This window comes from Desertivibrio insolitus (assembly GCF_017355965.1).
Classification (GTDB): Bacteria; Actinomycetota; Actinomycetes; order Actinomycetales; family Microbacteriaceae; genus JAFIQW01.
On record NZ_JAFIQW010000004.1, the window covers coordinates 240,082 to 264,996 of the forward strand.

Here is a 24,915-nt window from a genome sequence, read left to right on the forward strand (position 1 = left end):
CAACAGTCGAGGGACCCGTCCCGCGCAGAGGAGCCACGATGCATCCGTCGATCGCAGAACAGAGCGTCGAGCAGTTGGGTGGCAGGCTCAGCGTGCTGACCCGGCAGAAGAAGGACCACATCGAGCTCGACGAGCTGCTGCAGCGGCTCGAGGGTTCTGAGGGTGCCGACCAGGAGCGGGTGCTGCTCGACATCTACGCCCTGGTCTTCCCGCATGCGTTCGCCGAGGAGTCGGTGCTGTGGCCGGTGATGCGCCGCACCCTCGACGACGGCGAGGAACTGACGCTCGCCGTCGAGCGCGAGCACCAGGAGGTGAACGAGCTCGTCACCCGGCTCGAGACTCTCGAGCACGGCACGCTGGAGCGCTCCGAGGTGCTCGACCGGCTGACCGAGGTGCTGCGCGAAGACGTGCGCGACGAGGAGGACGAGCTCTTCCCGCGGCTGCAGTCAGTCGTCGACCGGTGGGAGCTGCGCCGGCTCGGCCTGTACTGGGAGATCGTGCGCCGCATCGCGCCCACCCGCGCTCACCCCGTGGTCGCCCGGCGCCCACCCGGCAACGTGATCGCGGCCCTGCCTCTCTCGATCGTCGACCGCACGCGCGACCTCGTCGACGCCGCCCGGTACGCCGCGCGGGTCGATCCGCCCGCCCTCCGCGCCGTCAGCAAGGGGCTGACCGGTGCGGGCCACGCCCTCGAACACCTGCCGTTCATGAAGTCGGGCGAGGACGAGTCGACTCGCGTCGAGAGCGGCTCGGTAGGCTCGCGGACGGCGCTCGTCGCCGCCGTCGCCGGGGCCGGGCTGCTGCTCGTGCTGTTCAGCCGCCGCCGGCGCTGATCGCGCAGGCGGCGGGACGGCCTGAGGAGGAAGGATCCTCCGCCGGCCGATCGATCACTTGTCGCCGAGCTTCGAGTCCGCCGCGTTCTGCGCCTTGTCGATCTGGTCGCCGTGCTTGCCGCCGGTCGCGTCATCCGCGCGGTCCGCGGCTCCGCCGAGCGCCTTGTCGCTCGCCTGTTCCCCCTTGTCCGAGTTCAGTGCGTCGCCAGCCTTCTTACCGAGGTCATCCATTCCAGCCATGACTCCACGGTGCGCCCGAGCCCTGGGTTCTGCCTCCGCGCCAGGTGGGAGAAGCCACGGCGGCGCGGCGGCTACGATGAGTGCGCCGCTTTGCGGCGAAGGGGCCTTTAGCTCAGTTGGTAGAGCGCCACGTTTACACCGTGGATGTCGTCGGTTCGAGCCCGGCAGGGCCCACCTCACACTTTTGCTGGTCGAATCGGCTCAGCTGACGTGAGCGCCGCGCTGATGCTGATGGCGTTGGGGGAAACCGCGCATTGCTGCCGCTCGGTCGCACGTGTCGGTGCATTCGATAGCGTTCAGGTGTGAAGAATCGGTCCCTCTCGACCTTGGCAGCTATTGCGGGTGTGACGTTCGCGCTGGTCGGATGCGCAGGGTCGGAAGCTGGTTCAGCGCCGGTCGTGCCCCCGACGCTGACTCCCTCGCCTTCCGAGACGGCCGCCGCCTCCGACTACACCCCACCCGCTGAGCTGATTGGTGAGGGCCTTGCGGACGAGGTGCTCGCGGACGGCGTCACCGACTACGCCGGTATCAGCGCCGAGTACCAGCGTGCAATCGACTCGTTCCCCCTCCCTCTGCCAGAGGGGTTCACCTTCCCCACCGAATACCAAGGCGGGCCGCCGAGCGAACCGACTCAATACGAAGCCGGAAATGGATACATCACGCCCTACTTCCTCGCCCAGTGCGCCTACGGGTCAGCAGCGATAACGGCCCACGTGGGCGGTGACGAGGACGCGGCAACCGAGAACCTGCACCTAGCCATCGATGTGACCTACACAGAAGCGTTCGACATGTTCGTCGAGGATCCGTCGCGCGGATTCGTGACCGGCGTTCTCGAGCCCGCGCTCGACGGGAACTATGGTCCGCTGACGTCGTGGAGCTCGGGCAACTGCTCATGACGCCGCTGACCCTCGCCCCGATCCTGGCTCACGCGGGTATCGACCCTCTCGACGCGATCGCGATCCGCCACGCGTACAGCCGCGAACACGACGGCATCCATGCAGACTCCACCGACGAGGAGATCCTCGCCTACACACGCGACCAGACCTCAGACCGCCGGTTCTTCCCCGCGGTACCGCCGAGGTTCTGGATCGTGTTCATCAAGGAGGGCGGTGATCAGGCGCGGCTGTGGGCGGTCCTTGAGAACCGCGGGCAGGTATCTGACAACGGAAGCCGGCGCACCTTCGACCTCGTCGAGACGGACCACCTGGCCGACCTTCGCGAACGGCTCGTCGTGGGCTGGCGGTCACCGCGCAGCTTCTGGATGCACGCGTCAACCGCGGCCCCCTACCCGGTCGTCAGCATTGCGGACGCGCAGCCAGTGCCGTTCCCCGGCTTCGACCGCCTGATCCTCGAGCACCCTCAGCTTCAAGCCGTGATGCGCGAGCACCGATACGCCGCTTGGCGGACCGCGCTCGCCTCTGTGGTCGGTATCTACTTGATCACCGACACTCGCGATGGGCGCCACTACGTTGGCAAAGCCGACGGCAAAGAGAGCATTCGTCAACGCTGGAACGCGTATGCGACCAATGGACACGGCGGCAACCGTGACCTTATCGGCCGTGACCCCGAGAGCTTCCGCTTCTCGCTTCTGAGGGTATTCGACCCCTCGACGCCGACCGAGGAGATCAACGCAGCCGAGAGCCACTTCAAGGGCGCCCTCGACTCGCGCACCCACGGGCTCAACGCCAACTAGTGCACCGGCGCGGCCGTCGTAGTCCTGGTCGCTGATGTGCTCCTTCCACACGGTGGTGGTTGGGTGGGGCCCAGGCGCGAACCCGCGTTGCCAGGAGGAACGCGATTACCGGCAATAGCGGCGCTTGAGGGCCTCGTCGACGCCTCGCGCCTTCGCGACACGCGCGAGACCTCCGAGTGTGACGTTCATGACGCGGAGCGCTCCGACCGCTCGCGTGTCGCTCAGCTCGAGCAGCACTGCCAGATGCAGCGGGTTCGTCGGCATGCTCCTCCGGTCGACCAGGCCGTCGGTCGCCAGACCGTAAGCGATTCGCAGGGACTGCTCGAAACCTTCGTGTCCTGGTCGCAGCTCGACGTGTACTCTCGCTGGCTCGCTCGTGGACGCGTTGAACCAGCGATGCACGATCCCGATCGGCACGAGCGCGTTCTCCCCGGGGTGCAGAATCAGGCGCCGTTCGCCCACCTGCGCGCTGAGCTCGCCCTCCTTGGCGAAGAACTGTTCGGTGAAGGACCGGTGGTAGTGGAGGACGTTCCCACCGCCCGGCGCCACCACCATCTCGACGAGCGTCAGCTCACCGTCGGTCTCGCTGGCGGTCTTGAGAAAAGTCACCCGGTCGCGCTGCACCGGGTTGTAGATCTCGCGCTGAAGCGGCTGAGTCAACGGTCTCACCCCTTCGAGGCTGAACGCCTCGGTCGCGTGTGAAGCGGATGGGCGGGAAGGGGCGCCTCGACAGGTGACGACGTGGCGTCATGACGGCTGTGGCCGGTGGGGATCATGGTGCGGCCGCCGGGCCAGCGACGTCAAGGGGTCGCCCGGGCGAGCCCTGCCGTCCCGAATCGCTTGCCACTGACGGGTCATTCGGAGAGGACAGTCGCGGTGCTCAAGAGCTTGACGGGCAGATTCGGCACGGCCACACTCCCTTCCATCCGGACAGGCAGGAGGCTGCGCTGTGAGAGGGAGATGGCCACTCGTCGTTGCTTCGACTGCTCAACTCGGTTCTGGGCTCCTGGCTCGGCGGATCGCGTTGCGAGACGGTCTTGCCGCTGACTGGCGGGTGATCCGGCTTCCGCCCGACCGGCTGGCCACTCACCAGTGGATCGTCGGCACGGCGCTGTCCGCGCCGAACGTGATGCTCGTCGCTCAAACGGCGCTCGTCGCTGCACTCGCCGTTCGGCCCCTTCCGTGGGCGGCGCGGGGACTGGGAGCGCTCGGAGGGATGATGGCCGCCGGCTACTTGATGGAGGCAGGATTCCCGGAGGCGATTCGTCAGCCGGACCGCGAGAAGACGCCGATCCTGCTCGGCGGGTTCGCGCTTGCCCTCGCAATGGGATTGCTCGGCTCGCGCGCCGCACGAAGCCGCGGGTCGATCGCCTGACGCAGCGGCCGTGCAACCACCGGTGGCGTCCGTGTTGCACACCACGTGCTCCCCATAAAGATCCAGGGCGCGTAACCATGCCGGGTTAGGCTCTCCTCCTGCTGACCGGCAGGGCTCACGCGACCAACAGAAGGAGGCGCCTCGACGGTGGCAGCCCCTTCTCGTCCCCGCCGTCCCAGCGCGGGAAGCGCACGGCGGCCGTCGACGCGGTCGAACAGAAAGCGCGCAGGCAGTGGCAGTCGGTCGACCACACGGACGAGACGAACGCGACCACGCGCATCGCGACGCAGCCCCGCCGACAAGGCATGGTCGCTCGGCTCCGCGGTGTTCGCCGCCGCCGTCGCGGTGCTCGCGGCGGTCCTGCTCGTGATCGGCGCGGGACAGCAGGGGGCCGGCGGACTCGTCTGCGTCGACGAGGCAGGACAACCGGTCGACCTGCACGCGAACATCAGCGGCTACTCCGGCGAACAACTGAGCAACGCGAAGGCCATCATCGACGCCGGAGCCGCGCTCGGCGCGCCCCGCGAGGCCCAGGTCATCGCCGTGATGACCGCGATGGGGGAGTCGGGACTTCGGGTGCTCGACCACGGCGACGCTGTGGGTCCCGACAGTCGTGGGCTCTTCCAGCAGCGTGACAACGGCGCGTGGGGCACGTATGACGACCGGATGGATCCAACGACGAGCGCGCAGCACTTCTACCGGGCTCTTCTGCGCCTGCCGGACTGGCAGTCACTCGAGCCGACGGTGGCCGCCCACCGAGTGCAGCGCAACTCCGACGAGGACCATTACGCGCGGTACTGGGATGCCGCGAACGCGGTTGTCAGGGGCCTTCCCACCGGCGCACTCCGCTGCGCCGACGGCGATCCATCCGTAGCTCTCCCGCGCTCATAGTCCCTCGAGTCACATTCGACTCGCCCGTGGATTGGGTATAGCGGTGGACCAGTGATCCGTGCTCTGATAAGCGCAGTCAATCTGGGGAGGCCGTCGGTGAGCCGTCTCAAGCTCGTGCTTCAGTTCTTCGTCTCGGTCGCCGTCACGGCGCTCGGGGTCTTCATCGCGGCTCCGGTCCGCGATCGGCGAGGCAGCGCGGCCTTCGGTCGACAGCTGGCACGCGCGGGAGAGAGCAAGCAGAAGCTGCTGGCGCTCGTTCCGGCCCTGCTGCTCGTCGGCTGCGCGGCTGCAGTGCCTCAACCCGGCGAAGACCCCGTGCCGACGACCCCCTCGGTCTCGGACGGGCTGCCTGCGCCAAAAGGGCACGAGCTCGTCGGGAGCTACTCGTTCGCCGTGCCGAGTGGCGACACCTGCGTGGCGACCTACTTCTTCCCCGATCACGCGGACGACGACCTGCTCGCCACCGCACACTCGGTGTTCGACCGACTGACGGCTGAGGACATCGAGCCGGGTGTCGACGAGGCCATCGAGGCCGCGCGTCGCACCGAGGGGACGGCGGTCGACGCCGACGGCAACGAGGTGCCAGCGGGCTACGGAACCGAGTGGTACCCCGAGCCCGACGTCGAGTACTCGTCGGCGGTGGCGGATGTCATCGGCACGCTGCTGCGGGCGGAGTGGTCGGCGGCCGGGATCGACGCCGAGCAACCGCAGAACAGCACGCATCAGATGGCCATGGAGTGCGACGGCGAGTCGCGGGACTAGCAGCGTGGTGCCGGAGTCCCGCTCCGGCGTCGCCCGAACGAAGGTGAGCTCGAATGCGAGTCCGGTCCTGGGCATTCGTCGGATTGACTGCGCTCGCACTGCCGGGATGCGCCGGCGGCTCGGGCGAGGCGACGCTGCGGAGCCTCGAGGGCGGGCCGGTGCAGTTCGAAGCGCGCGGCAGCATGGGGGACGGAGTCGATGACGTCCGCGTCTTCGTCTATCACGAGGGCGATCTGCTGAGCGGGCCCTCTGAGAGCATCGTGCCGTGGAAGACGACCACCGGCGTCGGACCCGTGCCGACGACCGTGAGCATGACGGTCGAGTCCCTCTCCTCCGACGGCGAGGCGCGCTGCACGATCCACTGGGGTGGTCGGAGCGTCAGCAACACCGCCCGCGGAGACCATGCGGTCGCCGAATGCATCGCCCACCTCGAGGCGGGCCGGTGAGGCACGAGTCGAGTGCCCGGCGCCGACCTATCCACCGTCGGTGGGCTCTGCCATGATCACGCCAACGGCGACCGCAGCGACGCGAAGGAGACGACCATGACCGTGCGGCTCAACCCCTACCTCGGATTCCGGGACAACGCCCGGGAAGCGCTCGAGTTCTATCACTCCGTCTTCGGCGGCGAGCTCACGGTGAGCACCTTCGCCGAGATGCACGCGGCGGAGGACCCTGGCGACGCCGACAAGATCATGCACGGACAGCTCGAGGGCGAGCACGGCCTGCTCCTCATGGCATCCGACGCTCCAGCGGGCATGGAGACTCCAGACAGGAGCAACATCTCGGTCTCGCTCAGCGGCGACGACGAAGCCGTGCTCACGGCTCACTGGAACGGGCTGGCGGCGGGCGCGACGATCATCGAGCCGCTGGTGACGGCGCCCTGGGGTGACACCTTCGGGATGCTCACGGACCGCTTCGGCGTCACCTGGCTCGTCAACATCAGCGGCTCGTCCACCCGGCAGCCGTCCTGAGCCGGATCGGCATGGGCTGCGCCGGCCGCATCGACGCGGCGATCACCAGGCCGAGCGGTGGGGGAGCGGGATGAGCATCGAACCGAAGGCACCACGGAGCCTCGTCATCGGGCTGACAGTGGCCATCGTGCTGGTGCTCGCCGTCGGTGCGGGCGCGGCGATGCTCGTGTTCAGCGGAGGAACCGCCGACGTCACGACGATCCTCGCGTCGGTGGGGATCTTCCTCGTGCTGTTCCTGCTGTCCGCGCTCGTGATGTGGCGGGGCTGACGAGCGGCGAGGGGCGTCACGCTCGCAGGATCTTCTCCATCGACTTGCCCTTCGCGAGTTCGTCGACGAGCTTGTCGAGATAGCGGATCTTCTGCATGAGCGGGTCCTCGATCTCCTGCACGCGCACGCCGCAGATGACCCCGGTGATGAGCGAGGCGTTCGGATTCAACTGCGCCTGGGCGAAGAACTCCTCGAACGTCGTGCCCCGCTCCAGATGCTGCGACAGCGCTGACTCGTCGTAGCCGGTCAGCCACTCGATGATCCGGTCGAGGTCGGCGCTGCTCCGGCCCTTCCTCTCCACCTTCGTCACGTAGAGGGGATAGACCGAGGCGAAGCTCGTGGTGAAGATCCTGCTCATGCGACGACGCTAGTGCTCGCCCCGCGCCGCCACGAGGGGTGCAGACAGGGCTCCGGATGCCTCGGCCGGCGGCATCCGGAGCACCGGTACTGTTACGAGCGACCCTGTCGCCGGCACCGGCGACCATGCGATACCCGATGGAGGACCCTGTCGTGAGCCCCGACCGAGCGGAAGTGCGGGATGCCCGCGAAGTGATCGTCTCGGGAGGTGCGACGCTCGGCATCGAGCTCGGCTCGACCCGCATCAAGGCGTGCCTGATCGGGGACGACCCGGCCACCGTGATCGCGACCGGCAGCCACGAGTGGGAGAACCGCTTCGTCGACCGCCTCTGGACCTACACCGAGGACGACATCTGGTCGGGCCTGCAGGCGGCCTACGCCGACCTCGTCGCCGACGTGCGCGAGCGCCACGGCGTCGAGCTCGAGAACGTCGCCGCGATCGGTGTCTCCGCGATGATGCACGGCTACCTCGCCTTCGGGCCGGAGGACCAGCTGCTCGTGCCGTTCCGCACCTGGCGCAACACGAACACGGAGCGCGCGGCCGGCGTGCTGACCGAGCAGTTCGGCACCAACATCCCGCTGCGCTGGTCGATCGCGCACCTCTATCAGGCTGTGCTCGACCACGAGCCGCACGTGCCCGACATCCGCTTCTTCACGACGCTCGCCGGCTACGTGCACTGGCGGCTCACCGGCCGCCGCGTGCTCGGCGTCGGGGACGCGTCCGGCATGTTCCCGATCGACGTCGCGACGCGCGACTACGACGCCTCCCTCATCGAGCGCTTCGATGCGCTGGCCCGCGAGGAGGCACCCGGCCTCGACCTGCGAGAGCTGCTGCCCGACGTGCTCGTCGCGGGTCAGCCGGCGGGAGAGCTGACCGCTGAGGGCGCCGCGCTGCTCGACCCGGCCGGGCGCCTGCAGGCCGGCGCGGTGTTCTGCCCGCCCGAGGGCGACGCCGGCACCGGCATGGTGGCGACGAGCGCCGTAGCCCCGCGCACCGGCAACGTCAGCGCCGGCACCAGCATCTTCGCGATGGTCGTGCTCGAGCGTCCGCTCGAGGGCGTGCACCACGAGCTCGACATCGTGACCACCCCCGCGGGTGACGCCGTCGCGATGGTGCACTGCAACAACGGCGCCAGCGAGCTCGCGGCCTGGGCGAACATGTTCTCCCGCTTCTCCGCCGCCGCAGGAGCGCCGGTCGAGTCGGATGCCGTGTACGAGACCCTCTTCCGCGAGGCGCTCGTGGGCGACGCGGATGCCGGTGGGCTGCTCGCCTACAACCACCTCGCCGGCGAGCCGATCGTGGGCCTCGCCGAGGGGCGTCCGCTCTTCGTCCGCACGCCCGACAGCCGGCTCACGCTCGCCAACTTCATCCGCGCGCAGCTGTACGGCGTCTTCGGCACGCTCGCCCTCGGCATGCGGGTGCTCGACGCGGAGGGGGTCGCCCTCGATCGGATGCTCGCCCACGGCGGCATGTTCCGCACCGCGGGCGTCGCCCAGCGCTTCCTGGCGGGCGCGCTCGGCGCTCCCGTCGCCGTCGCCGAGACCGCGTCCGAGGGTGGCGCCTGGGGGATCGCGGTGCTCGCCGCGTACGTCTCCGCCGCCGAGCGCACCGACCTCGACGGCTACCTGCGCGACACCGTCTTCGCGGATGCCGCGTTCGACACCGTCGAGCCCGATGCCGCCGACGTGGCGGGCTTCAACGCCTACCTGCAGCGCTACGACGCAGGCCTCGCCGTCGAGCGCGCGGCGGTCGAGTCGCTCTGACGAGACGACGGGACGAACGGCCCTGCTGACCGGGGCCGGCGCTGCCTAGCGTTGCCGAATCGTCGCCGCGGCCGAGCCGGTCGCGGCGAACGGGAAGGGAGACCGCAGTTGAACACCGGACACGAGAGCGTGGGCGAGGACCCGCGCGAGTCGCTGCGCAGGCGGCTCGACGAGGCCATCGACAAGATGGAGACCGAGCACCAGGCGGTGCGGGACCAGCTGCAGGGCTGAGCCCGCCCGCCGATCGCAGGAAGGACGCCCGCGGTGCGACGACCGGTCGCGCCGTGGGCGTCCGCGTCTGCGTGACGCCTTAGCTCGAGCGGTAGCGCAACACCAGCCCCGCAGCGATCAGGGCCGACCCGAGCGGCGGCGCGATCGTGCGCACGATCTGCGAGAAGCCCGTGGCGAACAGGAGCCCGGGCGTGTTCGTTCCGTTGGTCGCGAGGGTGAGCAGCGCGAGGTCGGCCAGCATGAGGGCGACGGATGCCACGAGCAGGGCGATCCCGGTGGCGAGCATTCGACCGGCGAGACTCACGGTGGTCCTTCCGTCGTCTGAGGGTGCTCGCAATCTAGGGCTTCGCCCGGGCGCAGCGTCGGCGACGCGGCGGGCGGCGAGCCGGAGGATGCGCTAACCTACCGCGTCCGCTGACGCCGGGATGGGGACATCCGTGGCATCCGGGCGTTCATGAAAGGAGAACCACGATGACGACGAACGGGCAGGAGCGTCTGCAGACGAGCGACCCGCGCGACCAGCTTCGTGTGCGCATCAACGACGCCATCGACCGGCTCGAGCGAGAGCACCAGGCGATGCGCGCAGAGCTCGGGCTCTGAACCACCGACAGGACGACGGCCCCCGATCGACATAGCGATCGGGGGCCGTTTCCGTTCCCCGGCAGATCGAACCGGCGGATCCGCCCTCGTGCGCGTCGGCGGCAGGTGGTTTGATCGAGCCGTCGTCGCCGATCGTCCCTGTGCGACGGAAGCTGGAGGACCAGACGTTGAGCACGACCGCCGCCTCGAACGCCCCCACCGCCGCCGTACCCGCGGCCGACAGTCACGAGCTGATCCGCGTGCAGGGCGCGCGGGAGAACAACCTCAAGGACGTCAGCGTCGAACTGCCGAAGCGACGCCTGACCGTCTTCACCGGGGTGTCGGGCTCCGGCAAGAGCTCGCTCGTCTTCGGCACGATCGCCGCGGAGTCGCAGCGGCTGATCAACGAGACGTACTCCGCCTTCATCCAGGGCTTCATGCCGACGCTCGCCCGCCCCGAGGTCGACGTGCTCGAGGGACTGACGACCGCGATCATCGTCGACCAGGAGCGCATGGGCGGCAATCCTCGGTCGACCGTGGGCACCGCCACGGACGCCAACGCCATGCTGCGCGTGCTGTTCAGCCGGCTCGGCGAGCCCCACATCGGCTCGTCGAACGCCTTCTCGTTCAACGTCCCGTCGGTCAAGGCGAGCGGCGCGATCACGGTGCAGAAGGGCGAGAGCAAGGGCAAGGCGGTCAAGACGTCCTACACGCTCCTCGGCGGCATGTGCCCGCGCTGCGAGGGCATGGGCACCGTCTCCGACATCGACCGCGGCCAACTCTACGACGCGTCGAAGTCGCTCGCCGAGGGGGCCCTCACGATCCCGGGCTACAACGTCGACGGCTGGATGGTGCGGATCTTCAGCGAGTCGGGCTTCCTCGACCCGAACAAGCCGATCCGCGACTACAGCGAGCGCGAGCTCGAGGACTTCCTCTTCAAGGAGCCGACGAAGGTCAAGTTCCAGTCGATGAACATGACCTACGAGGGCCTGATCCCGAAGATCCAGAAGTCGTTCCTGTCGAAGGACCGCGAGTCGATGCAGCCGCACATCCGCGCCTTCGTCGACCGCGCCGTCACCTTCACCGCGTGCCCGGACTGCGAGGGCACCCGGCTGAGCCCGGAGGCGCGCTCGTCGAAGATCCGCGGCATCAACATCGCCGACGCGTGCGCGATGCAGATCAGCGACCTCGCGGAGTGGGTGCGCGGCCTCGACGAGCCGAGCGTCGCACCGTTGCTCACGAACCTGGGACAGACGCTCGACTCCTTCGTCGAGATCGGCCTCGGCTACCTCTCCCTCGACCGGCCCTCCGGCACGCTCTCCGGCGGCGAGGCGCAGCGCACCAAGATGATCCGCCATCTCGGCTCCTCGCTGACGGATGTCACGTACGTCTTCGACGAGCCCACGATCGGGCTGCACCCGCACGACATCCAGCGCATGAACGAGCTGCTGCTGCGGCTGCGCGATAAGGGCAACACGGTGCTCGTGGTCGAGCACAAGCCCGAGACGATCGCGATCGCCGATCACGTCGTCGACCTCGGTCCGCGTGCCGGGTCCGCCGGCGGGGAGGTCTGCTTCGAGGGGACCGTCGACGGCCTCCGTGCGAGCGGCACCCTGACCGGCCGCCACCTCGACGACCGTGCGCGGCTGAAGCAGACCGTGCGCACCGCGAACGGCGCGCTGGAGATCCGCGGGGCGAACTCCCACAATCTGCGGAACGTCGACGTGGACATCCCGCTCGGGGTGCTCTGCGTCGTCACCGGCGTGGCCGGTTCCGGCAAGAGCTCCCTCATCCATGGGTCCGTCCTGGGCCGGGAGGGCGTGGTGTCGGTCGACCAGAGCGCGATCCGGGGCTCGCGACGCAGCAACCCCGCCACCTACACGGGGCTGCTCGATCCCATCCGCAGCGCGTTCGCGAAGACCAACGGCGTGAAGCCCGCCTTGTTCAGCGCGAATTCCGAGGGAGCCTGCCCGAACTGCAACGGCGCGGGCGTGATCTACACCGATCTCGGCATGATGGCCGGGGTCGCGACCACTTGCGAGGTGTGCGAGGGGAAGAGGTTCCAGGCCGAGGTGCTCACCTACCACCTCGGTGGCAAGGACATCAGCGAGGTGCTCGCGATGCCCGTCAGCGAGGCCGAGCAGTTCTTCGGCGCCGGGGACGCGCGGACGCCGGCGGCGCACGCGATCCTCGAGCGGCTCGCGGATGTCGGGCTCGGTTACCTCAGCCTCGGTCAGCCCCTCACGACGCTCTCCGGCGGCGAGCGGCAGCGACTCAAGCTCGCGACGCAGATGGCCGACAAGGGGAACGTCTACGTGCTCGACGAGCCGACGACGGGGCTGCACCTCGCCGACGTCGAACAGCTGCTCGGGCTACTCGACCGTCTCGTCGACTCCGGCAAGTCCGTGATCGTGATCGAGCACCACCAGGCCGTCATGGCGCACGCCGACTGGATCATCGACCTCGGACCGGGGGCGGGGCGCGACGGCGGCCGCGTCGTCTACGAGGGCACGCCAGCCGACCTCGTGGCGGCGCGCTCGACGCTCACGGGGGAGCACCTCGCGGCCTACGTCGGGGGATGACCCGGGGTCAGCGCGCGATCCCGAGCAGCGATCCGCCGCCCAGCACTCGCGCGATCGGAGGAACCTCGGTGCCCAGTTGCGCCGCGATCTCTTCCGGCGAAAGACCGTCCGCGGCGCAGTCGCGGATCACCGTCTCGATGTCGCGGCTGCTCGCGTCGAGCTCGGCGAGCTGCTTCCGCAGGCTCACCAGGTCCGGTCGCAGTCGCGCCAGTCGCTCGTCCAGCCTGCCGGTCGGCGGCTCCTGCGACGGGTCGATCGTCCAGTCCGGTCCGCGCTCGTCGCTCATGACGTGACCGTACCCTGCGCGTCATCCGTCGCGGTGCGGAGAACCTGGGGGATGGGCGACGATAGTCCGGTGATCGGTTCCGGGGCGCACGGCGAGCACGCCGCCCAAGCGGCTCTCAGGGGCCGACGAGGGAGCAGGACCGAATGACGGGACGACGCCTTCGCGGCGGAGCGAGCACCGCCCGCCCGACCTACCCGTCGTCGACCGACGGTCCCATCACCTACTTCCCGGTGGGGTGGAACGGCGCCGTGCGGGGATGGGTCTGGATCTCCGACGACGACGACGCCGCCGGCTACGTGCCCCGGCGAGCGGCCGGCGACGAGGGCTTCCGCACCGGGGTCGCCTGGGTCGGCCTCCTCGCCTCCGCGTACGAGGACGGGCTGAGCCCGCGGGCCGCGTTGCAGCGCTACGCCGCGCTCCCGCCGCGCATGGGTCTCGGTCAGTTGCTGCTCGAGCAGCCCGGATACGCCGACAGCGTGTCCGACCTCCGTCGCGGCCGGCGCTGAGGGCCCTCGTCAGCCGAGCGGGCGGGAACCGCGCGCGAGCAGGTCGTGGCGGCCGCCGCGGACCGAGCGGGCGAAGCCGATCGCGCAGAGCGCCACCACCGCGGTCAGGCTCACGAGGTACAGGAGCCGCCCGCCCGGGGCGTGATCGCCGCCGTACGTCTGCAGCCCGTCCGCCACTGCCATGCCGGCGGGGAACGATGCGACCCAGTAGGCGGGCGCGCCGAGCACGAGGAGCCCGAGCTGCCCGGCCGCGACTGTGAGCGGCCGCCAGCCGAGCGCGACGGAGACGATCGCGAGCGCGATCGACAGGGTGACGCCGAGTAGTCCCGCTCCGACCACCCAGGCGAAGGGAAGGGTCTCGCCGTGTTGCGCGAGGGCGTCGAGCAGTTGCACGTAGCTCAGGTGCGGGGCCGCGCCCATCGGGCTCCAGACGAGTGTCTGAAGCGTCAGGACCAGGGCGAAGGTCGCGACCGCGGAGATCCCCCCGAGCGCCACCACGACCCGCACCGTCCGCACCTGCACGAGGAAGGACGATACGGGGTGTGGAGGGCCTCCGCGTCCACCTGGAGATGTAGGCGCGCGGGGATCAGGACTGCAGCGACGACGGGAGGCGGTCGCGGCCGAGCAAGCGGGAGTCGAGCATCGCCTCGGCCTCCTCGACGGGCATGCTCACCTTCAGTACGACGGTGACCTGAGCCATCGGGTCGGCGCCCGGGATCTGGGAGTCGAAGTCCACGTCGATGGCCGAGACGACCGCCTCGCCGGGCTGCACGCCGTGCTCCAGCAGCAGGTGATCGAGTACGACGTAGTCGTCGTAGGAGCGGTTGGTTGTTGCCATGCGAGATGGTAGGCACCGCCGTCTCGGGCCCTGCAGGGCACTAAGTCCCGCTCACCGGACGGTCTCCGGAGGCGGAGCTCAACGATTCAGCAGTGCCGCCATCTCGTCGAGCTCGAAGAAGCTTGCGACCGCCCGCGCGGACTGCGGGCCGGCATCGGGGTCCGCGCCGGCGTCGAGCAGCAGCTCGACGATCGGGGCGTTCCGACGGAAGACGGCCGCGGCGAGCGCGGTCTGTCCCCGGTCGTTGGCGCGCGCGTGATCGGCTCCCCGGTCGAGCAGGAGCCGGACGAGGGGTTCGTGCGTGTGGTAGGCGGCCAGGATGAGCGCCGTGTCACCCGCGCTGTTGGTGAGGTCGACCGGCACACCGCGATCGAGGGCGGCGGAGAGCGCGTCCACGTCGCCGTTGCGGGCGTCCTCGAACACCTGCTGAAGGATCGCGAGCTCGTCGGGGGTCAGGTCGTCGGCGGTCACGCTTCAACGGTAAACGGCCGGTACGTCCGGAACGACGGACGCCTTACGGCGTTCTTTCAGGCGGCGGGTGGAGTGTCTGCACACCAGTGCACCGCTCAGGGGGTGACCGATGACGGAGACCCGGTTCGACCCGCGCTATCCGCGGATCTACCAGCGGGGATGCGTGCCGCCTCCACGCGACCCGCGGATCGCGCTGACCTCGCCGATCGACGTGGACGCGATCGTGCGTCGAAGCGTGCGCCTCCGCGATCCGCGTATCGCGCTGACGAGTCCCGTATCCGTTCGAGCCGTCTCGACGGAGCCGCTCGATTGACTCCGCTCGGGCTAGCGGACCGCGGTCAGTTGCCGATGCCCTGATTCATCCGCGAGTGGTAGCCCATCGCGTGCTGAGCGGCGACGTGAGGGTCGGCGAGGCCGTCGAGGTCGTCCTGCCGGATCTCGTCCTGCCGACCGCGACGACGGGGGACGAACGCGACCGCGGCCGCCGCGATCATAACGCCGAAGATGACGAGACCGGCGATCGCTGAGGCTTCCATGGCCTGATCTTGTCACCTGCGCCGCCGGTGCGGAAGGGAAGCGCGCCGCCATCCCCGCTTCCCGTGCTTGACAGGCCGCGACATCCGCTGTCGAATGGATCTCGCTCGCGCGGAAAGCGTTTGCCCGCGCTCCGTCAGGAGCGGCTCGGGAACGGGCGGGACGTGGCTGAGGGGCCGTCCCGCCCGTTCCCCTTCTTCAGTCGAGGCCGGACTGCGTCTCCTCGATCACCGATCGCATGGCCGCGTCCAGCCCTCCCTGGCGCACCGCCGTCCGTTGACGATCGGCGGACGTGCCGCGCGCGAGCAGCCGCTCGAGGGCGTCGGCGACGAAGGCGTAATCACCGAACTCCTCGAGGGCGGGCCGCAGCCGGGCGAGCAGTTCGCGCGCGGCATCCGCTGCCGGCACGGGTCGCGGATGCCGCTGCTCGACGAACAGCGACGCGCTGAGCCCTCCGCGGGCCGCCTGCCACATCGCCGCGCGGTGCAGCGGCGGCGGGACGAGCCGTGCCGGCCGCCCGGCTTCGATGTCTAGCTCGGCGGCACGCGCGGCGGCGCGGAAGAGCCCGGCGATGAGCACCGCGTCGTCGACGAGCGGCACTGCGTCGCACACCCTGAGCTCGAGGGTCGGGACGTGGGACGACGGCCGCACCTCGAAGTAGGCCATCTTCGCGTCGGCGATGACCCCGCTCGCGACGAGATCGGCGACGAGCCTGTCGTACTCCGCCGCCGACGACAGCTGGCCCATCGGCCCCGCTGTCGGCCAGCGCTGCCACACGATCGTGCGGAAGCTCGCGTAGCCCGTGTCGTGCCCCTGCCAGAACGGCGACCCGGCCGACAGCGCGACGAAGGTCGGCAGATCGGGTTCGAGCCGCTGGGCGACCTCGACGGCGAGATCCCGGTCGGCTATGCCGACGTGCACCTGCGTGCCGCAGATCAGCTGTTCGTCGACCAGTTCGCGGTAGAGCTCCTGCAATCGCCGGTAGCGGTCCTCGCCCGTCAGCTCGAAGTCCTTCGCGGTGGAACGGGGCACTGTGCCGACCGCCGCGACGCCGAGCCCCAGCGGTTCGGCCACGTCGACGAGGCGCCGGCGCAGAGCCAGCAGTTCCCTCCGCAGTTCGTCGAGCGTGCGCACGGGCGCGGTGTTCGTCTCGATCGTCGAGCGCTGGAGTTCCGCGCAGAAGCTCTCGCCGGGCAGCTGCGTGAGCAGCTCCGCCGCTCGGCTCGCCAGTGTCAGCGTCCCGGTGTCGACGAGGTGGAGTTCCTCCTCGGCGCCGAGCGTCAGTTCAGCCCCCATGCGCTCAACCTATGACCGGCGCCCTCGGATCAGGTGTCGATCTCGGAAACAGCGACCGTCATGCACTGCAGGAACGTCATGACGACGTCCGCCTCCGCCGCCGTCAGCCCGCTGACGACTCCGGCGAGCTGGCGATCGAGATCGGTCAGGGTCGCCCCGACGAGTCCCGCCGCGGACGGCGTGATCACGACCGCGAGGCTCCGTCTGTCACGCGGGTGCAGCACGCGGGCGAGGTGCCCGGCCACCGTGAGTCGGTCGAGCACATCGGTGACGGCGGAGCGCGACAGCCCCAGGTGGGCCGCGATGTCGCGGGCGACGACGACCCGCTCCTCGTCCTGGGCGGACAGCACGAACCGAAGGGCGGCGAGATCGGTCGCGCCGACCCCGAGCAGCACCTGCGTGCGCCGCTCCATCGCTCTGAAGGCCGCGTCGTACTCCCGCAGCGCTTCGAGGACGCGAAGGCTGCTCGGCGACTCCGAGGCATACCAGTGGTGCTCCTCGGCGGGAGCGTCGGTCACGGCGCCACACTAGCGCCGCTCGTCACCCGCGGGACAGGACTACGAGGAGTGCGCGTCGATCTGGTCGACCGCGTCCCGCATCCCCTCGAGGAAGTGGATCACCGTCTCGGCCTGCGCATCGTCGAGGGTGCTCGCCACCGCCATCATCCGCGAGTGCATCTCGCCGAGCGTCGCCCGTACCTCGGTGTCGGTCGCGATCGTCGGCTCGACGATCAGCGAGCGCCGGTCGAACGGGCTCGGCTTGCGCTCGAGGTGCCCGCTCTTCTCGAGCCGGTCGAGAAGGATCGTCGTCGATGCCGACGAGATCCCGAGGTAGGTGCTCAGGTCCTTCGGGGCGACGACGTGGCCCTGCTGCTTCTGCCTGATGAGGAAGCGCAGCGCGAGCAGATCGTTCTCGCCCATGCCCATCGAGTTGCGGGTGCGCCGGCGCATCGCGGCCTCGGCGGCGCGATAGATCCGCACGGCCTCGAGTACGCGGACGCTGCGCTGCCTGTCCGCGTCGCTCTCGTACCAATAGGAGGGCGAGGACTGTTCAGGCACTCCACGATGCTAGACCCGCCGACTGCTAGAGCGCCAAGAGGCACGGCGGCCGGGGTACATGTTCCGGAAGCTACTAGTAACCAATACACCCGACTACCCGGCGCCTTGATGGCTAGGCATACAACCACTTCCGCCGTGCGATACCGTCGGGTCCGACGAGGCGACCCGAGGGAGACGAGTGAGAAGTTCCGGCGCGGTCGCCCTTGTGCTCGCGAGCGTGCTCTGGGGTACGACCGGAACCGCGGCGAGCTTCCTGCCGGACGACGTGAGCCCGCTCGCGACGGGCTCGGCGACGATGGCGATCGGCGGGGCGTTGCTCTTCGCGGTCAGCGGCCACCGCGCGCTGGCCGTGCTGCGCGAGTCATCCGCCCGGCGCTGGCTGCTGCTCGGCGCCGTCGGCGTGTTCGTGTACCCGCTCGCCTTCTACTCCGGCATGAATCTCGCGGGCGTCGCCGTCGGCAACGTCGTGGCGCTCGGCTCGGGCCCGATCTTCGCCGCCCTGCTCGAGTGGGCCTTCGAGCGGCACCGGCCGTCCGCACTGTGGAGCGCCTGCACCGCCGTCGCTCTCGTCGGCATCGTGCTGCTCGCGCTCGGCGGGCACGGGGCCGGGGGAGACGCGGATGCCGCGGCGCCCGTCGGCGTCCTGCTGGCGCTGCTCGCGGGGCTCGCCTACGCCGCGTACACCTACGCGGGCGGCCGCGTCATCGCACTCGGTCACGCGTCGACGCCGACCATGGGCGCGATGTTCGGTCTCGGCGCCGTGCCGCTCGCGGTCGTGCTCGTGCTCACGGGCGCCCCGCTGCTGCAATCCAACCTGACGATCGGGGTGACGGCGTACCTCGCGCTGGGGCCGATGCTCTTCGCCTACGTGCTCTTCGGAGTCGGGCTGCGGGCGGTGCGCTCGACGACCGTGACCACGATCACGCTGCTCGAGCCCGTCGTCGCCACGGCCCTCGCGGTCCTCGTGGTGGGGGAGCGCCTCGACCTCGTCGGCTGGGCGGGCCTCGCCCTGATCCTTCTCGGTGTGGTCGTGCTCGCCACGGCTCGTCGCCCCGTCGGAGAACCCGCCCGCTCCTAGACTTCCGAGCATGGCGAGCGACCAGCAACATCAGGACGACGTCGACGAGGACGTCTACGTGCCGACCGGCGCGCGCCGCTCCACCTACACTCCGCCCGCAGACGGGGTCATCCGCCTCGGCGACGAGCAGATCGTGCTCGACGACGACCTGGCCGAGGCGCTCGAGCGCCAGCTGCAGGACACCGGCGCGATCCGCCTCCCCGGCCGCATCGACAGCCTGCGTCCGCAGACCCGCACGATGCCGGAGGCCTCGCCCGTCGTCGCGCAGCAGGATGACGCGGACGACGACGGCGACGACGACGACGAGCAGAGCTCTCCTGCCGGTGCCCGCGGCAACACGTGGCCGGAGTGGGCGCGCGCCGACGCCGAGGACGACGAGCGCGAGTCGCCGTACGAGCCCCTGCCGAGCCACCTGAGTCCCGCGGCCACCGTCGACCCCGTGCTCTTCCCTCCCGCGTCCGAGCTGCTGTCGCGGCTCGGCGACCTCGGTGCGACCCTGCCGCGGGAGCCCGGGCCTCTCCGCGGCTCCGGCTCGGACGTCTTCGCCGGGCAGCCCCTCGACGAGATGACGTCGGTCGCCCCGCTGGCGCTCGTCGAGGAAGCGAAGGTTTCGGATGCCGCGCCACCGTCCGCCGAGCAACCGCCGGCCATCCCGGAGGCGGACGCGGCGCAGCACGAGCCGCTCCTCGGGTCCGACGCCGACGACGTCGCGACCGACGATGACCAGGACTCCGCTCCTGAAGATGCCCCCGAGCTCATCGAGGTCGACGCGACTGCCGGCGCCGAAGCATCCGCCGCCGTGCAGGCCGAACCCGAGGTCTCGACCGCCCCTCCGCTCGTGCCCGAGCCCGAACCTCTCCGGTTCGGCGAGGACGGCCTTCCGGTGCCACCGGCACGCCGGTCGTTGAGCGACGCCGAGCTCGTCGCGCAGCTGGCCGCCGAGGGCGACGACCACGCGTCGTTCGAGCGCCTCGAGGAGCAGATGGCGCTGCGCGCCCGCGAGCTCGAGCAGTTCGGGCGCTGGGAGCACGCGATGCAGGACATCGGCTCGCCCGAGGCGCTCGAGCGCCTCGAGCGGATGCGTCCGCTGTTCACCGGCTCGATCCCGGTCGTCGGTGCCGCCGACGGTGCCGCCGACGGCGCCGCCGACGACGCGGACGCCGAACCGATCGAGGGGTCGCCGGTCGCGCCTCTGCCCCTGGCAGACGCCGGAGCGGCGACGGAACAGACGGCCGCCGAGGCGGTGGACGCCGAGCCCGCGCCCACCGGAGCCGTCGTGCTGCCGGCTCTCGATGAGCTCTTCGCCCCGGGCAGCGCTCCCGCTCGTAACCAGGGTCGACACCGACGGTACGAGCCGGCGGCGCCGAAGGAGGACCGTTCCGTGCCCGCCGCGGCGACGCCGACGGAGGCCTTCGCTCAGCTCACCGGGGCGATCGACATCGTTCCGCAGAAGGCGACCGAGGGCCGGCCCGACCGGGCCGCCGAGGAGCCCGAGGCTCCGCTCGAGCAGGAGCCCGCCGACCAGGACCCGCCCGCCGATCAGGAGGATTCGCCCGAGGAGCCGGTGCACCTGCCGGCCACCGAGGCCATCGACATGAGCGAGGTGAGGCGACGCGAGGCCGGCGAGGCCGCCCGCCGCCTCGAGGCCGAGTACGACGCCGCCGCCACGGGTCAGCTCTGGCCGCTCGAGCCGCTCCCCGCCGAGGCGCCCGAGCCGAGCGGTCCTCCGGTCGAGGCGCTCGCGACCGTCGACGACGAGCGGCACGCGACCCTCCGGTTCGACGCCGACGAGCCGCATCCGGCGACGGCGACCGTGCCCGTCGTCGTGCCGGTCTACGACCTCGAGATCGAGGACGAGGTCGATGCGACCGACCGCGCCTTCGCGCCGGACGAGGTCGCCGTCGACGCCGAGGGCGTCGCCGTCGTCAGCAATCCGCCGACCGCGCCGGTGGAGCCCGTGTCGACCCCGCGCACGAACGAGGAGTACGTGCTCGCCGACACCGAGCCGACCCGCCGGCCGCTCTTCGCCCTCGAAGCCGCGAGCCTCGAGCCCACCCCGCTCGACCACCGCGCCGGGCGTGCGGCCCGCCTGTTCTGGGTCTGGTTCGCCGCGAACGGATCGCTCCTGAGCGTCGTGCTCGGCGCGGGTCTCGTGGGCCTCGGCCTCGATGCGCTGCAGGCGCTGACCGCGATCGCGATCGGACTGATCGTGTCGGCCGTGCCGCTCGCGCTCGGCACGCTCGCAGGCAAGTGGAGCGGGCAGCCGACCCTCGTCGTGTCGAGGGCCACGTTCGGGCTGCTCGGCAACGCCCTGCCCGCGACGCTCGCCGTCGTCACCCGCGTCGTGTGGGGCGGGCTCCTGCTCGCGCTGACTGCTCTCGCGGTCACGGGGCTGCTCGGTCTCGCGGGACTCGGCGGGGCGGGCGTGCGCTACGCGTCGCTCGCCGCGGCCCTCGCGATCGCCGCGGTGGTCGCCGTCTTCGGCTACACCCTGATCGTCGCGGTGCAGGCGGTCGTCGCCGTGCTGACGGCGGTGCTCGCCGTCGCGTTCGTCGCGCTGACCTTGCCGCGGGCCGATCTCGCCGCCGTGGCCGCCGGGGGAGAGGCGTCGTGGTGGCTCGTGCCCTCCGGCGCGGCCCTCGTGTTCGCGCTCGTCGGCGTGGTCTGGGCCAACTCGACCGGCGACGTCGCCCGGTACCAGCAGCCCTCCGGTTCCGGCGCGGCGTCGATGTCGAGCGCGACCTTCGGCGCGGCCCTCCCGGTGCTGCTCCTCGCGGGCTGGGGCGTCGTGCTCGCGGCATCCGACCCCGGGCTCGCCGCCGCGCTCGCGAGCGACCCGGTCGCCGCGCTCTCGTCGCTCGTGCCCGCCCCGCTCGCGGCGGCCCTCCTCGCCGGAACGGCGCTCTCGCTCGTCGGCGGCGCGGTGCTCACGCTCTACTCCGGCGCCTTCGCCCTCGCCGCCCTCGGGCTGCGCGCGCGCCGCTGGCAGGCGGTCGTCGTGGCCGCCGTGCTCGCGGGGCTGGTCGCCGCCCTCCTCGTGGGCGGATCGCTCGCCGTGCTGCCCGACCTGGCCGTGACGCTGGCGGTGCCGACGGCGGCGTGGGCCGGGCTGTTCGGCGCAGAGATGCTGCTGCGCCGCAGCCGGTTCGAGTCGCCGGCCCTGCTGCGTCGGGGCGGCGTCTATGCCGACTGGGTGCCCTCGAACCTCGTCGCACTCGTGCTGCTGAGCGTGCTGGGCTTCGCGTTCACGACGGCGGATGCTCCGGGCTTCGGCTGGCTCGGCTTCGGGTGGACCCTCCTCGGGCTGCCCGCCTCGGACCCGCTCGCGCAGAGCGATCTCGGCGTGTTTGCGGCATTCGTGCTCGCCCTGCTGGTGCCGGTGCTGTTCAGCCGCGGCGGCATCCGGCGGCAGGAGCGGCGCCGCCACTGAGTCCGGAGACGGTCGGCAGTTCCTAGACTTGGGGCATGCCGACCGTCGCCGAATTCGCCGAGGCAGCCTGGCGGCTGTGGCCGCTCGATGGAGCCGAGGGGTGGGACGCCCCCGGAGTGCTCGCCGGGTCACCCACCGCGGAGGTGCGGCGTGTCCACCTCGCCGTCGATGCGACCACGGAGGTCGCCGAGGAGGCGGTCGCCGCGGGCGCCGACGCGCTGCTCGTGCACCACCCGCTGCTGCTGCGCGGCGTCACCACGGTCGCCGAGACGACGTACAAGGGCGCCGTGCTCGGCACGCTCATCCGCGGCGGCTGCGCGCTGCTCGCCGCGCACACCAACGCCGACGTCGTCGAGACCGGCACCTCGGCGGTGCTGGCGCGGCTGCTGCGGCTCACGGATGACTCGCCGATCGAGCCCTCGCGCACCGATCCCGCCCGCGGCCTCGGCCGCACCGGCCGGCTCCCCGAGCCCACGACCCTCGGCCGCCTGGCCCGCGGTCTCGCCGACGTGCTGCCCGCGACGGCGGGCGGCATCCGCGTCGCCGGCGACTTCGAGCAGCGGGTCGAGACCGTCGCCGTCTGCGCGGGGGCCGGCGACAGCCTGCTCGGCCATCCCGCCGTCCGCGCCGCCGACGTCTACATCACCTCGGACCTCCGGCACCACCCGGCGTCCGAGGCGCGCGAGACGGCGCGCGTCGGCGGCGGCCCCGCTCTCATCGACACGTCGCACTGGGCGAGCGAATGGCTCTGGCTCGACACCGCCGCCGCCGAGCTCCGCGCCGCCGTTCCCGGCGTCGAGGTGACGGTGAGCGACCTCCGCACCGACCCCTGGGACTTCGCGATCGTGCACTGAGCACCCCGCGGCATCCGACCCCTCCAGCAAGAAGGACCCCCATGGCACTGACCGCCAGCCCCGACGCCCAGGCGCACCTGCTCGACCTGCAGGCGCTCGACAACAAGCTGCAGCACCTCGCGCAGCGTGAGCGCACCCTGCCGGAGTTCGCCGAGCTCAAGAAACTCGCCGCCGAGCTCGAGGAGCACCGCCGCGTGCTGACCGAGCGCACCGGTGTGCTCGAGGACGCCAAGGCCGAGCTGCGCAGGCTCGAGTCCGACGTCGCGCTCGTCGAGCAGCGGATGACGCGCGACTCCGACCGGCTGAAGACCGCGACCTCGACCAAGGACGTGCAGGCGCTCGAGCAGGAGCTCGCCGCCCTCACCCGCCGCCGCAGCGACCTCGAGGACATCGAGCTCGACGTCATGCAGCGGGTCGAGGACGCCGCGGCCGGGCTCGCCGAGGCCCGCGCCGCGTTCGACGGTCTTGTGAGCCGCCGGGCGGAGCTCGAGCAGCGACGCGACGCGAGCCTCGAGCAGCTGGCGAACGAGCGCAAGCACACCCTCGCCAACCGGGCCACCGTCGCGAACGGGCTGCCCGCCGACCTGCTGGCGCTCTACGAGCGTCAGCGCGAACGCTACGGCTGGGGCGCGTCCCTCCTGCGCGCGGGCGTCTCGAGCGCCTCGGGCGTCGCCCTGGGCGCGAACGACCTGGCCCGCATCAGGGCCGCCGCGCCCGACGAGGTGCTGCTCTGCCCCGACAGCAACGCGATCCTCGTGCGCACCGACGAGTCGGGCCTCGAGCCGACCTGGCGCTTGGACAGTCCGCTACCCTGACAGTCGGAATGGGTCGGCCAGACGGTCGCGTCGCCCGCGAGGGCGCCGAGGAACGTCCGGGCTCCGCAGAGCATGGCGGTGGGTAACGCCCACCCGGGGTAACCCGCGAGAAAGTGCAACAGAGAGCAGACCGCCGTCCGCCTGCGCGGGCGGTAAGGGTGAAACGGTGGTGTAAGAGACCACCAGCGCCCGGTGTGAGCCGGGCGGCTGGGTAAACCTCGCCAGGAGCAAGGTCGGACAGGGGACAGTGAGGCTGCTCGCCGAGTCCCCGGGTTGACCGCTGGAGGGGCGTGGTGACGCGTCCCCGAGATAGATGGCCGTCCGCTGCCCTCGGGCAGTGACAGAACCCGGCGTATCGGCCGGCCCATTCCTCTCACCTGTTGGCGGTGGTCCGGGCCGGCGCGGCTCAGACCTGCTGCAGCGAGGGCATGTACTTCGGCGAGGCGGCGAGCGCCGCGGCACCGAGGATGCCCGCGTTGTTGCGCAGGGCGGCCGGCACGATCTTCGCGCGCAGCTCGAGCTTCGGCAGGAACTCCTGGTAGTGCTTCGACACGCCGCCGCCGACGACGAACAGCTCCGGGTAGAGCAGCGCCTCAAGCCGCGAGTAGTACTTCTGCAGGCGGGAGGCCCAGCGGGTCCAGCTGAGGTCGCCGCGCTCCTTGGCGGCGAACGACGCCTTCGTCTCGTAGTCGACGCCGTCGATCTCGAGGTGGCCGAGCTCGGCGTTCGGAATCAGCACGCCGTCGTGGATGAGGGCCGTGCCGATGCCGGTGCCGAGCGTCGTCATGATGACGAGGCCGGGCACGTCCTTCGCCGCGCCGAAGTTCGCCTCGGCGACGCCCGCGGCATCCGCGTCGTTGACGAAGTGAATGCCCCGGCCGAGCCGGTCCTCGAAGAACTTCTCGGCCTCGAAACCGATCCACTTCTTCGACACGTTCGCCGCCGACATCGTGCGACCGCCGACGACCGCGGCGGGGAAGCAGACCCCGAGGGGCAGCGACGGGTCGCCGCCGATCTTCTCGAGCAGCTCGACGACCGTGTCGGCGATTCCCTCGGGCTCGCCGCCCTTCGGGGTCGACAGCTTCGTGCGATCGCCCGCGAGGCCGCCGGTCCGGAGGTCGACGAGCGCCCCCTTGATCCCGGTTCCGCCGATGTCGATGCCGATCGCGAGCGATTCGCCCTCGTGCGTGTCCGTCACGTCTG

General features: G+C 70.9%; 32 protein-coding genes, 1 tRNA gene and 1 other RNA gene. 21 read left to right on the plus strand and 13 right to left on the minus strand.

Going from position 1 to position 24,915, the window contains the following annotated elements; translation table 11 throughout:
• Positions 1–38 precede the first annotated feature (38 nt).
• Positions 39–833, plus strand: a complete 795-nt coding sequence (locus JUB10_RS10675) for a hemerythrin domain-containing protein (protein ID WP_207456584.1) — start codon at positions 39–41, stop codon at positions 831–833.
• Positions 834–887: 54 nt separating this feature from the next.
• Here the strand turns inward: JUB10_RS10675 and JUB10_RS10680 are convergent, their stop codons facing one another.
• Positions 888–1,073 carry an Rv0909 family putative TA system antitoxin gene (locus JUB10_RS10680; RefSeq protein WP_207456586.1) on the minus strand — a complete coding sequence of 62 codons (186 nt, stop codon included), beginning with the start codon at positions 1,071–1,073 and terminating at the stop codon, positions 888–890.
• 101 nt (positions 1,074–1,174) lie between these two features.
• Here JUB10_RS10680 and JUB10_RS10685 point away from each other — a divergent pair.
• The 3 genes from JUB10_RS10685 to JUB10_RS10695 all read left to right on the plus strand — a co-directional run bounded on the left by JUB10_RS10685 (position 1,175) and on the right by JUB10_RS10695 (position 2,766).
• Positions 1,175–1,247, plus strand: a tRNA-Val gene (locus JUB10_RS10685).
• Between the two features lie 128 nt (positions 1,248–1,375).
• Complete coding sequence (locus tag JUB10_RS10690; protein ID WP_207456587.1) at positions 1,376–1,969, plus strand: hypothetical protein; 594 nt, start codon at positions 1,376–1,378, stop codon at positions 1,967–1,969.
• Entirely contained in the window at positions 1,945–2,766 is an 822-nt protein-coding gene (locus JUB10_RS10695; protein WP_307859197.1) for a GIY-YIG nuclease family protein, read from the plus strand. Before JUB10_RS10690 ends, JUB10_RS10695 begins: the two co-directional genes overlap by 25 nt.
• A gap of 105 nt (positions 2,767–2,871) precedes the next feature.
• On the opposite strand, the gene JUB10_RS10700 is transcribed toward JUB10_RS10695, so the two are convergent.
• Entirely contained in the window at positions 2,872–3,426 is a 555-nt protein-coding gene (locus JUB10_RS10700; protein WP_207456590.1) for a cupin domain-containing protein, read from the minus strand.
• Positions 3,427–3,820: 394 nt separating this feature from the next.
• On the opposite strand from JUB10_RS10700, the gene JUB10_RS10705 reads away from it, so the two are divergent.
• The 6 genes from JUB10_RS10705 (at position 3,821) to JUB10_RS10730 (ending at position 7,033) form a co-directional block, all read left to right on the plus strand.
• Complete coding sequence (locus tag JUB10_RS10705; RefSeq protein WP_207456592.1) at positions 3,821–4,141, plus strand: hypothetical protein; 321 nt, start codon at positions 3,821–3,823, stop codon at positions 4,139–4,141.
• A gap of 324 nt (positions 4,142–4,465) precedes the next feature.
• Positions 4,466–5,032 (plus strand): hypothetical protein, encoded by a 567-nt coding sequence (locus tag JUB10_RS10710; RefSeq protein WP_207456594.1) that lies wholly within the window; start codon positions 4,466–4,468, stop codon positions 5,030–5,032.
• A gap of 96 nt (positions 5,033–5,128) precedes the next feature.
• Positions 5,129–5,794, plus strand: coding sequence for a hypothetical protein (locus tag JUB10_RS10715; RefSeq protein ID WP_207456599.1), 666 nt, complete (start codon positions 5,129–5,131; stop codon positions 5,792–5,794).
• 83 nt (positions 5,795–5,877) lie between these two features.
• Positions 5,878–6,240 carry a hypothetical protein gene (locus tag JUB10_RS10720; RefSeq protein ID WP_207456603.1) on the plus strand — a complete coding sequence of 121 codons (363 nt, stop codon included), beginning with the start codon at positions 5,878–5,880 and terminating at the stop codon, positions 6,238–6,240.
• 96 nt (positions 6,241–6,336) lie between these two features.
• Positions 6,337–6,765, plus strand: a complete 429-nt coding sequence (locus JUB10_RS10725; protein WP_207456604.1) for a VOC family protein — start codon at positions 6,337–6,339, stop codon at positions 6,763–6,765.
• 70 nt (positions 6,766–6,835) lie between these two features.
• Positions 6,836–7,033 carry a hypothetical protein gene (locus tag JUB10_RS10730; RefSeq protein WP_207456606.1) on the plus strand — a complete coding sequence of 66 codons (198 nt, stop codon included), beginning with the start codon at positions 6,836–6,838 and terminating at the stop codon, positions 7,031–7,033.
• Between the two features lie 16 nt (positions 7,034–7,049).
• Here the strand turns inward: JUB10_RS10730 and JUB10_RS10735 are convergent, their stop codons facing one another.
• Positions 7,050–7,391 (minus strand): DUF2200 domain-containing protein, encoded by a 342-nt coding sequence (locus tag JUB10_RS10735; RefSeq protein WP_207456615.1) that lies wholly within the window; start codon positions 7,389–7,391, stop codon positions 7,050–7,052.
• Positions 7,392–7,528: 137 nt separating this feature from the next.
• On the opposite strand from JUB10_RS10735, the gene JUB10_RS10740 reads away from it, so the two are divergent.
• Positions 7,529–9,154: a xylulokinase gene (locus JUB10_RS10740; protein ID WP_207456618.1), complete on the plus strand. Its 1,626-nt coding sequence runs from the start codon at positions 7,529–7,531 to the stop codon at positions 9,152–9,154.
• 108 nt (positions 9,155–9,262) lie between these two features.
• The gene (locus JUB10_RS14925) at positions 9,263–9,385 is read left to right on the plus strand and encodes a hypothetical protein (RefSeq protein WP_278250355.1); all 123 of its coding nucleotides are present in this window, start codon (positions 9,263–9,265) and stop codon (positions 9,383–9,385) included.
• A 79-nt stretch (positions 9,386–9,464) separates the two neighbouring features.
• Here the strand turns inward: JUB10_RS14925 and JUB10_RS10745 are convergent, their stop codons facing one another.
• Complete coding sequence (locus JUB10_RS10745; RefSeq protein WP_207456620.1) at positions 9,465–9,689, minus strand: hypothetical protein; 225 nt, start codon at positions 9,687–9,689, stop codon at positions 9,465–9,467.
• A gap of 167 nt (positions 9,690–9,856) precedes the next feature.
• Here JUB10_RS10745 and JUB10_RS14930 point away from each other — a divergent pair, with 167 nt between their 5' ends.
• Together JUB10_RS14930 and JUB10_RS10750 are read left to right on the plus strand one after the other, a co-directional pair.
• Positions 9,857–9,985, plus strand: coding sequence for a hypothetical protein (locus JUB10_RS14930; RefSeq protein ID WP_278250356.1), 129 nt, complete (start codon positions 9,857–9,859; stop codon positions 9,983–9,985).
• 167 nt (positions 9,986–10,152) lie between these two features.
• On the plus strand, positions 10,153–12,546 hold the full coding sequence (locus JUB10_RS10750; RefSeq protein ID WP_207456621.1) for an ATP-binding cassette domain-containing protein: 2,394 nt from the start codon (positions 10,153–10,155) through the stop codon (positions 12,544–12,546).
• A gap of 7 nt (positions 12,547–12,553) precedes the next feature.
• On the opposite strand, the gene JUB10_RS10755 is transcribed toward JUB10_RS10750, so the two are convergent.
• The gene (locus JUB10_RS10755) at positions 12,554–12,832 is read right to left on the minus strand and encodes a hypothetical protein (protein ID WP_207456623.1); all 279 of its coding nucleotides are present in this window, start codon (positions 12,830–12,832) and stop codon (positions 12,554–12,556) included.
• Between the two features lie 143 nt (positions 12,833–12,975).
• Between JUB10_RS10755 and JUB10_RS10760 the strand changes: the two genes are divergently transcribed.
• Complete coding sequence (locus JUB10_RS10760) at positions 12,976–13,338, plus strand: hypothetical protein (protein ID WP_207456625.1); 363 nt, start codon at positions 12,976–12,978, stop codon at positions 13,336–13,338.
• A 9-nt stretch (positions 13,339–13,347) separates the two neighbouring features.
• Here the strand turns inward: JUB10_RS10760 and JUB10_RS10765 are convergent, their stop codons facing one another.
• The 3 genes from JUB10_RS10765 to JUB10_RS10775 all read right to left on the minus strand — a co-directional run bounded on the left by JUB10_RS10765 (position 13,348) and on the right by JUB10_RS10775 (position 14,647).
• Positions 13,348–13,860, minus strand: a complete 513-nt coding sequence (locus JUB10_RS10765) for a hypothetical protein (RefSeq protein WP_207456627.1) — start codon at positions 13,858–13,860, stop codon at positions 13,348–13,350.
• Positions 13,861–13,924: 64 nt separating this feature from the next.
• Complete coding sequence (locus JUB10_RS10770) at positions 13,925–14,176, minus strand: hypothetical protein (RefSeq protein WP_207456629.1); 252 nt, start codon at positions 14,174–14,176, stop codon at positions 13,925–13,927.
• A 78-nt stretch (positions 14,177–14,254) separates the two neighbouring features.
• Positions 14,255–14,647, minus strand: coding sequence for an ankyrin repeat domain-containing protein (locus JUB10_RS10775; RefSeq protein ID WP_207456631.1), 393 nt, complete (start codon positions 14,645–14,647; stop codon positions 14,255–14,257).
• Positions 14,648–14,756: 109 nt separating this feature from the next.
• Here JUB10_RS10775 and JUB10_RS10780 point away from each other — a divergent pair, with 109 nt between their 5' ends.
• Positions 14,757–14,960, plus strand: coding sequence for a hypothetical protein (locus JUB10_RS10780; RefSeq protein WP_207456632.1), 204 nt, complete (start codon positions 14,757–14,759; stop codon positions 14,958–14,960).
• A gap of 25 nt (positions 14,961–14,985) precedes the next feature.
• Here the strand turns inward: JUB10_RS10780 and JUB10_RS10785 are convergent, their stop codons facing one another.
• The 4 genes from JUB10_RS10785 to JUB10_RS10800 form a co-directional block, all read right to left on the minus strand.
• Positions 14,986–15,183 carry a hypothetical protein gene (locus JUB10_RS10785; protein ID WP_207456634.1) on the minus strand — a complete coding sequence of 66 codons (198 nt, stop codon included), beginning with the start codon at positions 15,181–15,183 and terminating at the stop codon, positions 14,986–14,988.
• Positions 15,184–15,379: 196 nt separating this feature from the next.
• Positions 15,380–16,477, minus strand: a complete 1,098-nt coding sequence (locus JUB10_RS10790; protein WP_207456636.1) for a carboxylate-amine ligase — start codon at positions 16,475–16,477, stop codon at positions 15,380–15,382.
• Between the two features lie 29 nt (positions 16,478–16,506).
• Positions 16,507–16,995 (minus strand): MarR family winged helix-turn-helix transcriptional regulator, encoded by a 489-nt coding sequence (locus JUB10_RS10795; RefSeq protein ID WP_207456638.1) that lies wholly within the window; start codon positions 16,993–16,995, stop codon positions 16,507–16,509.
• Between the two features lie 39 nt (positions 16,996–17,034).
• Positions 17,035–17,535, minus strand: a complete 501-nt coding sequence (locus JUB10_RS10800) for a MarR family winged helix-turn-helix transcriptional regulator (protein WP_307859198.1) — start codon at positions 17,533–17,535, stop codon at positions 17,035–17,037.
• 178 nt (positions 17,536–17,713) lie between these two features.
• Between JUB10_RS10800 and JUB10_RS15080 the strand changes: the two genes are divergently transcribed.
• From JUB10_RS15080 to rnpB, 5 genes are all read left to right on the plus strand, one after another.
• Positions 17,714–18,613, plus strand: a complete 900-nt coding sequence (locus tag JUB10_RS15080) for a DMT family transporter (protein ID WP_207456639.1) — start codon at positions 17,714–17,716, stop codon at positions 18,611–18,613.
• 10 nt (positions 18,614–18,623) lie between these two features.
• The gene (locus tag JUB10_RS10810) at positions 18,624–22,043 is read left to right on the plus strand and encodes a cytosine permease (RefSeq protein ID WP_207456641.1); all 3,420 of its coding nucleotides are present in this window, start codon (positions 18,624–18,626) and stop codon (positions 22,041–22,043) included.
• A gap of 35 nt (positions 22,044–22,078) precedes the next feature.
• Positions 22,079–22,897 (plus strand): Nif3-like dinuclear metal center hexameric protein, encoded by an 819-nt coding sequence (locus tag JUB10_RS10815; protein ID WP_207456648.1) that lies wholly within the window; start codon positions 22,079–22,081, stop codon positions 22,895–22,897.
• Positions 22,898–22,938: 41 nt separating this feature from the next.
• Positions 22,939–23,712: a zinc ribbon domain-containing protein gene (locus JUB10_RS10820; protein WP_242682450.1), complete on the plus strand. Its 774-nt coding sequence runs from the start codon at positions 22,939–22,941 to the stop codon at positions 23,710–23,712.
• A 9-nt stretch (positions 23,713–23,721) separates the two neighbouring features.
• An RNA gene (rnpB, locus tag JUB10_RS10825) (RNase P RNA component class A) lies at positions 23,722–24,083 on the plus strand.
• Between the two features lie 35 nt (positions 24,084–24,118).
• On the opposite strand, the gene ppgK is transcribed toward rnpB, so the two are convergent.
• On the minus strand, positions 24,119–24,910 hold the full coding sequence (gene ppgK / locus JUB10_RS10830) for a polyphosphate--glucose phosphotransferase (RefSeq protein ID WP_207456650.1): 792 nt from the start codon (positions 24,908–24,910) through the stop codon (positions 24,119–24,121).
• Positions 24,911–24,915: the final 5 nt, after the last annotated feature.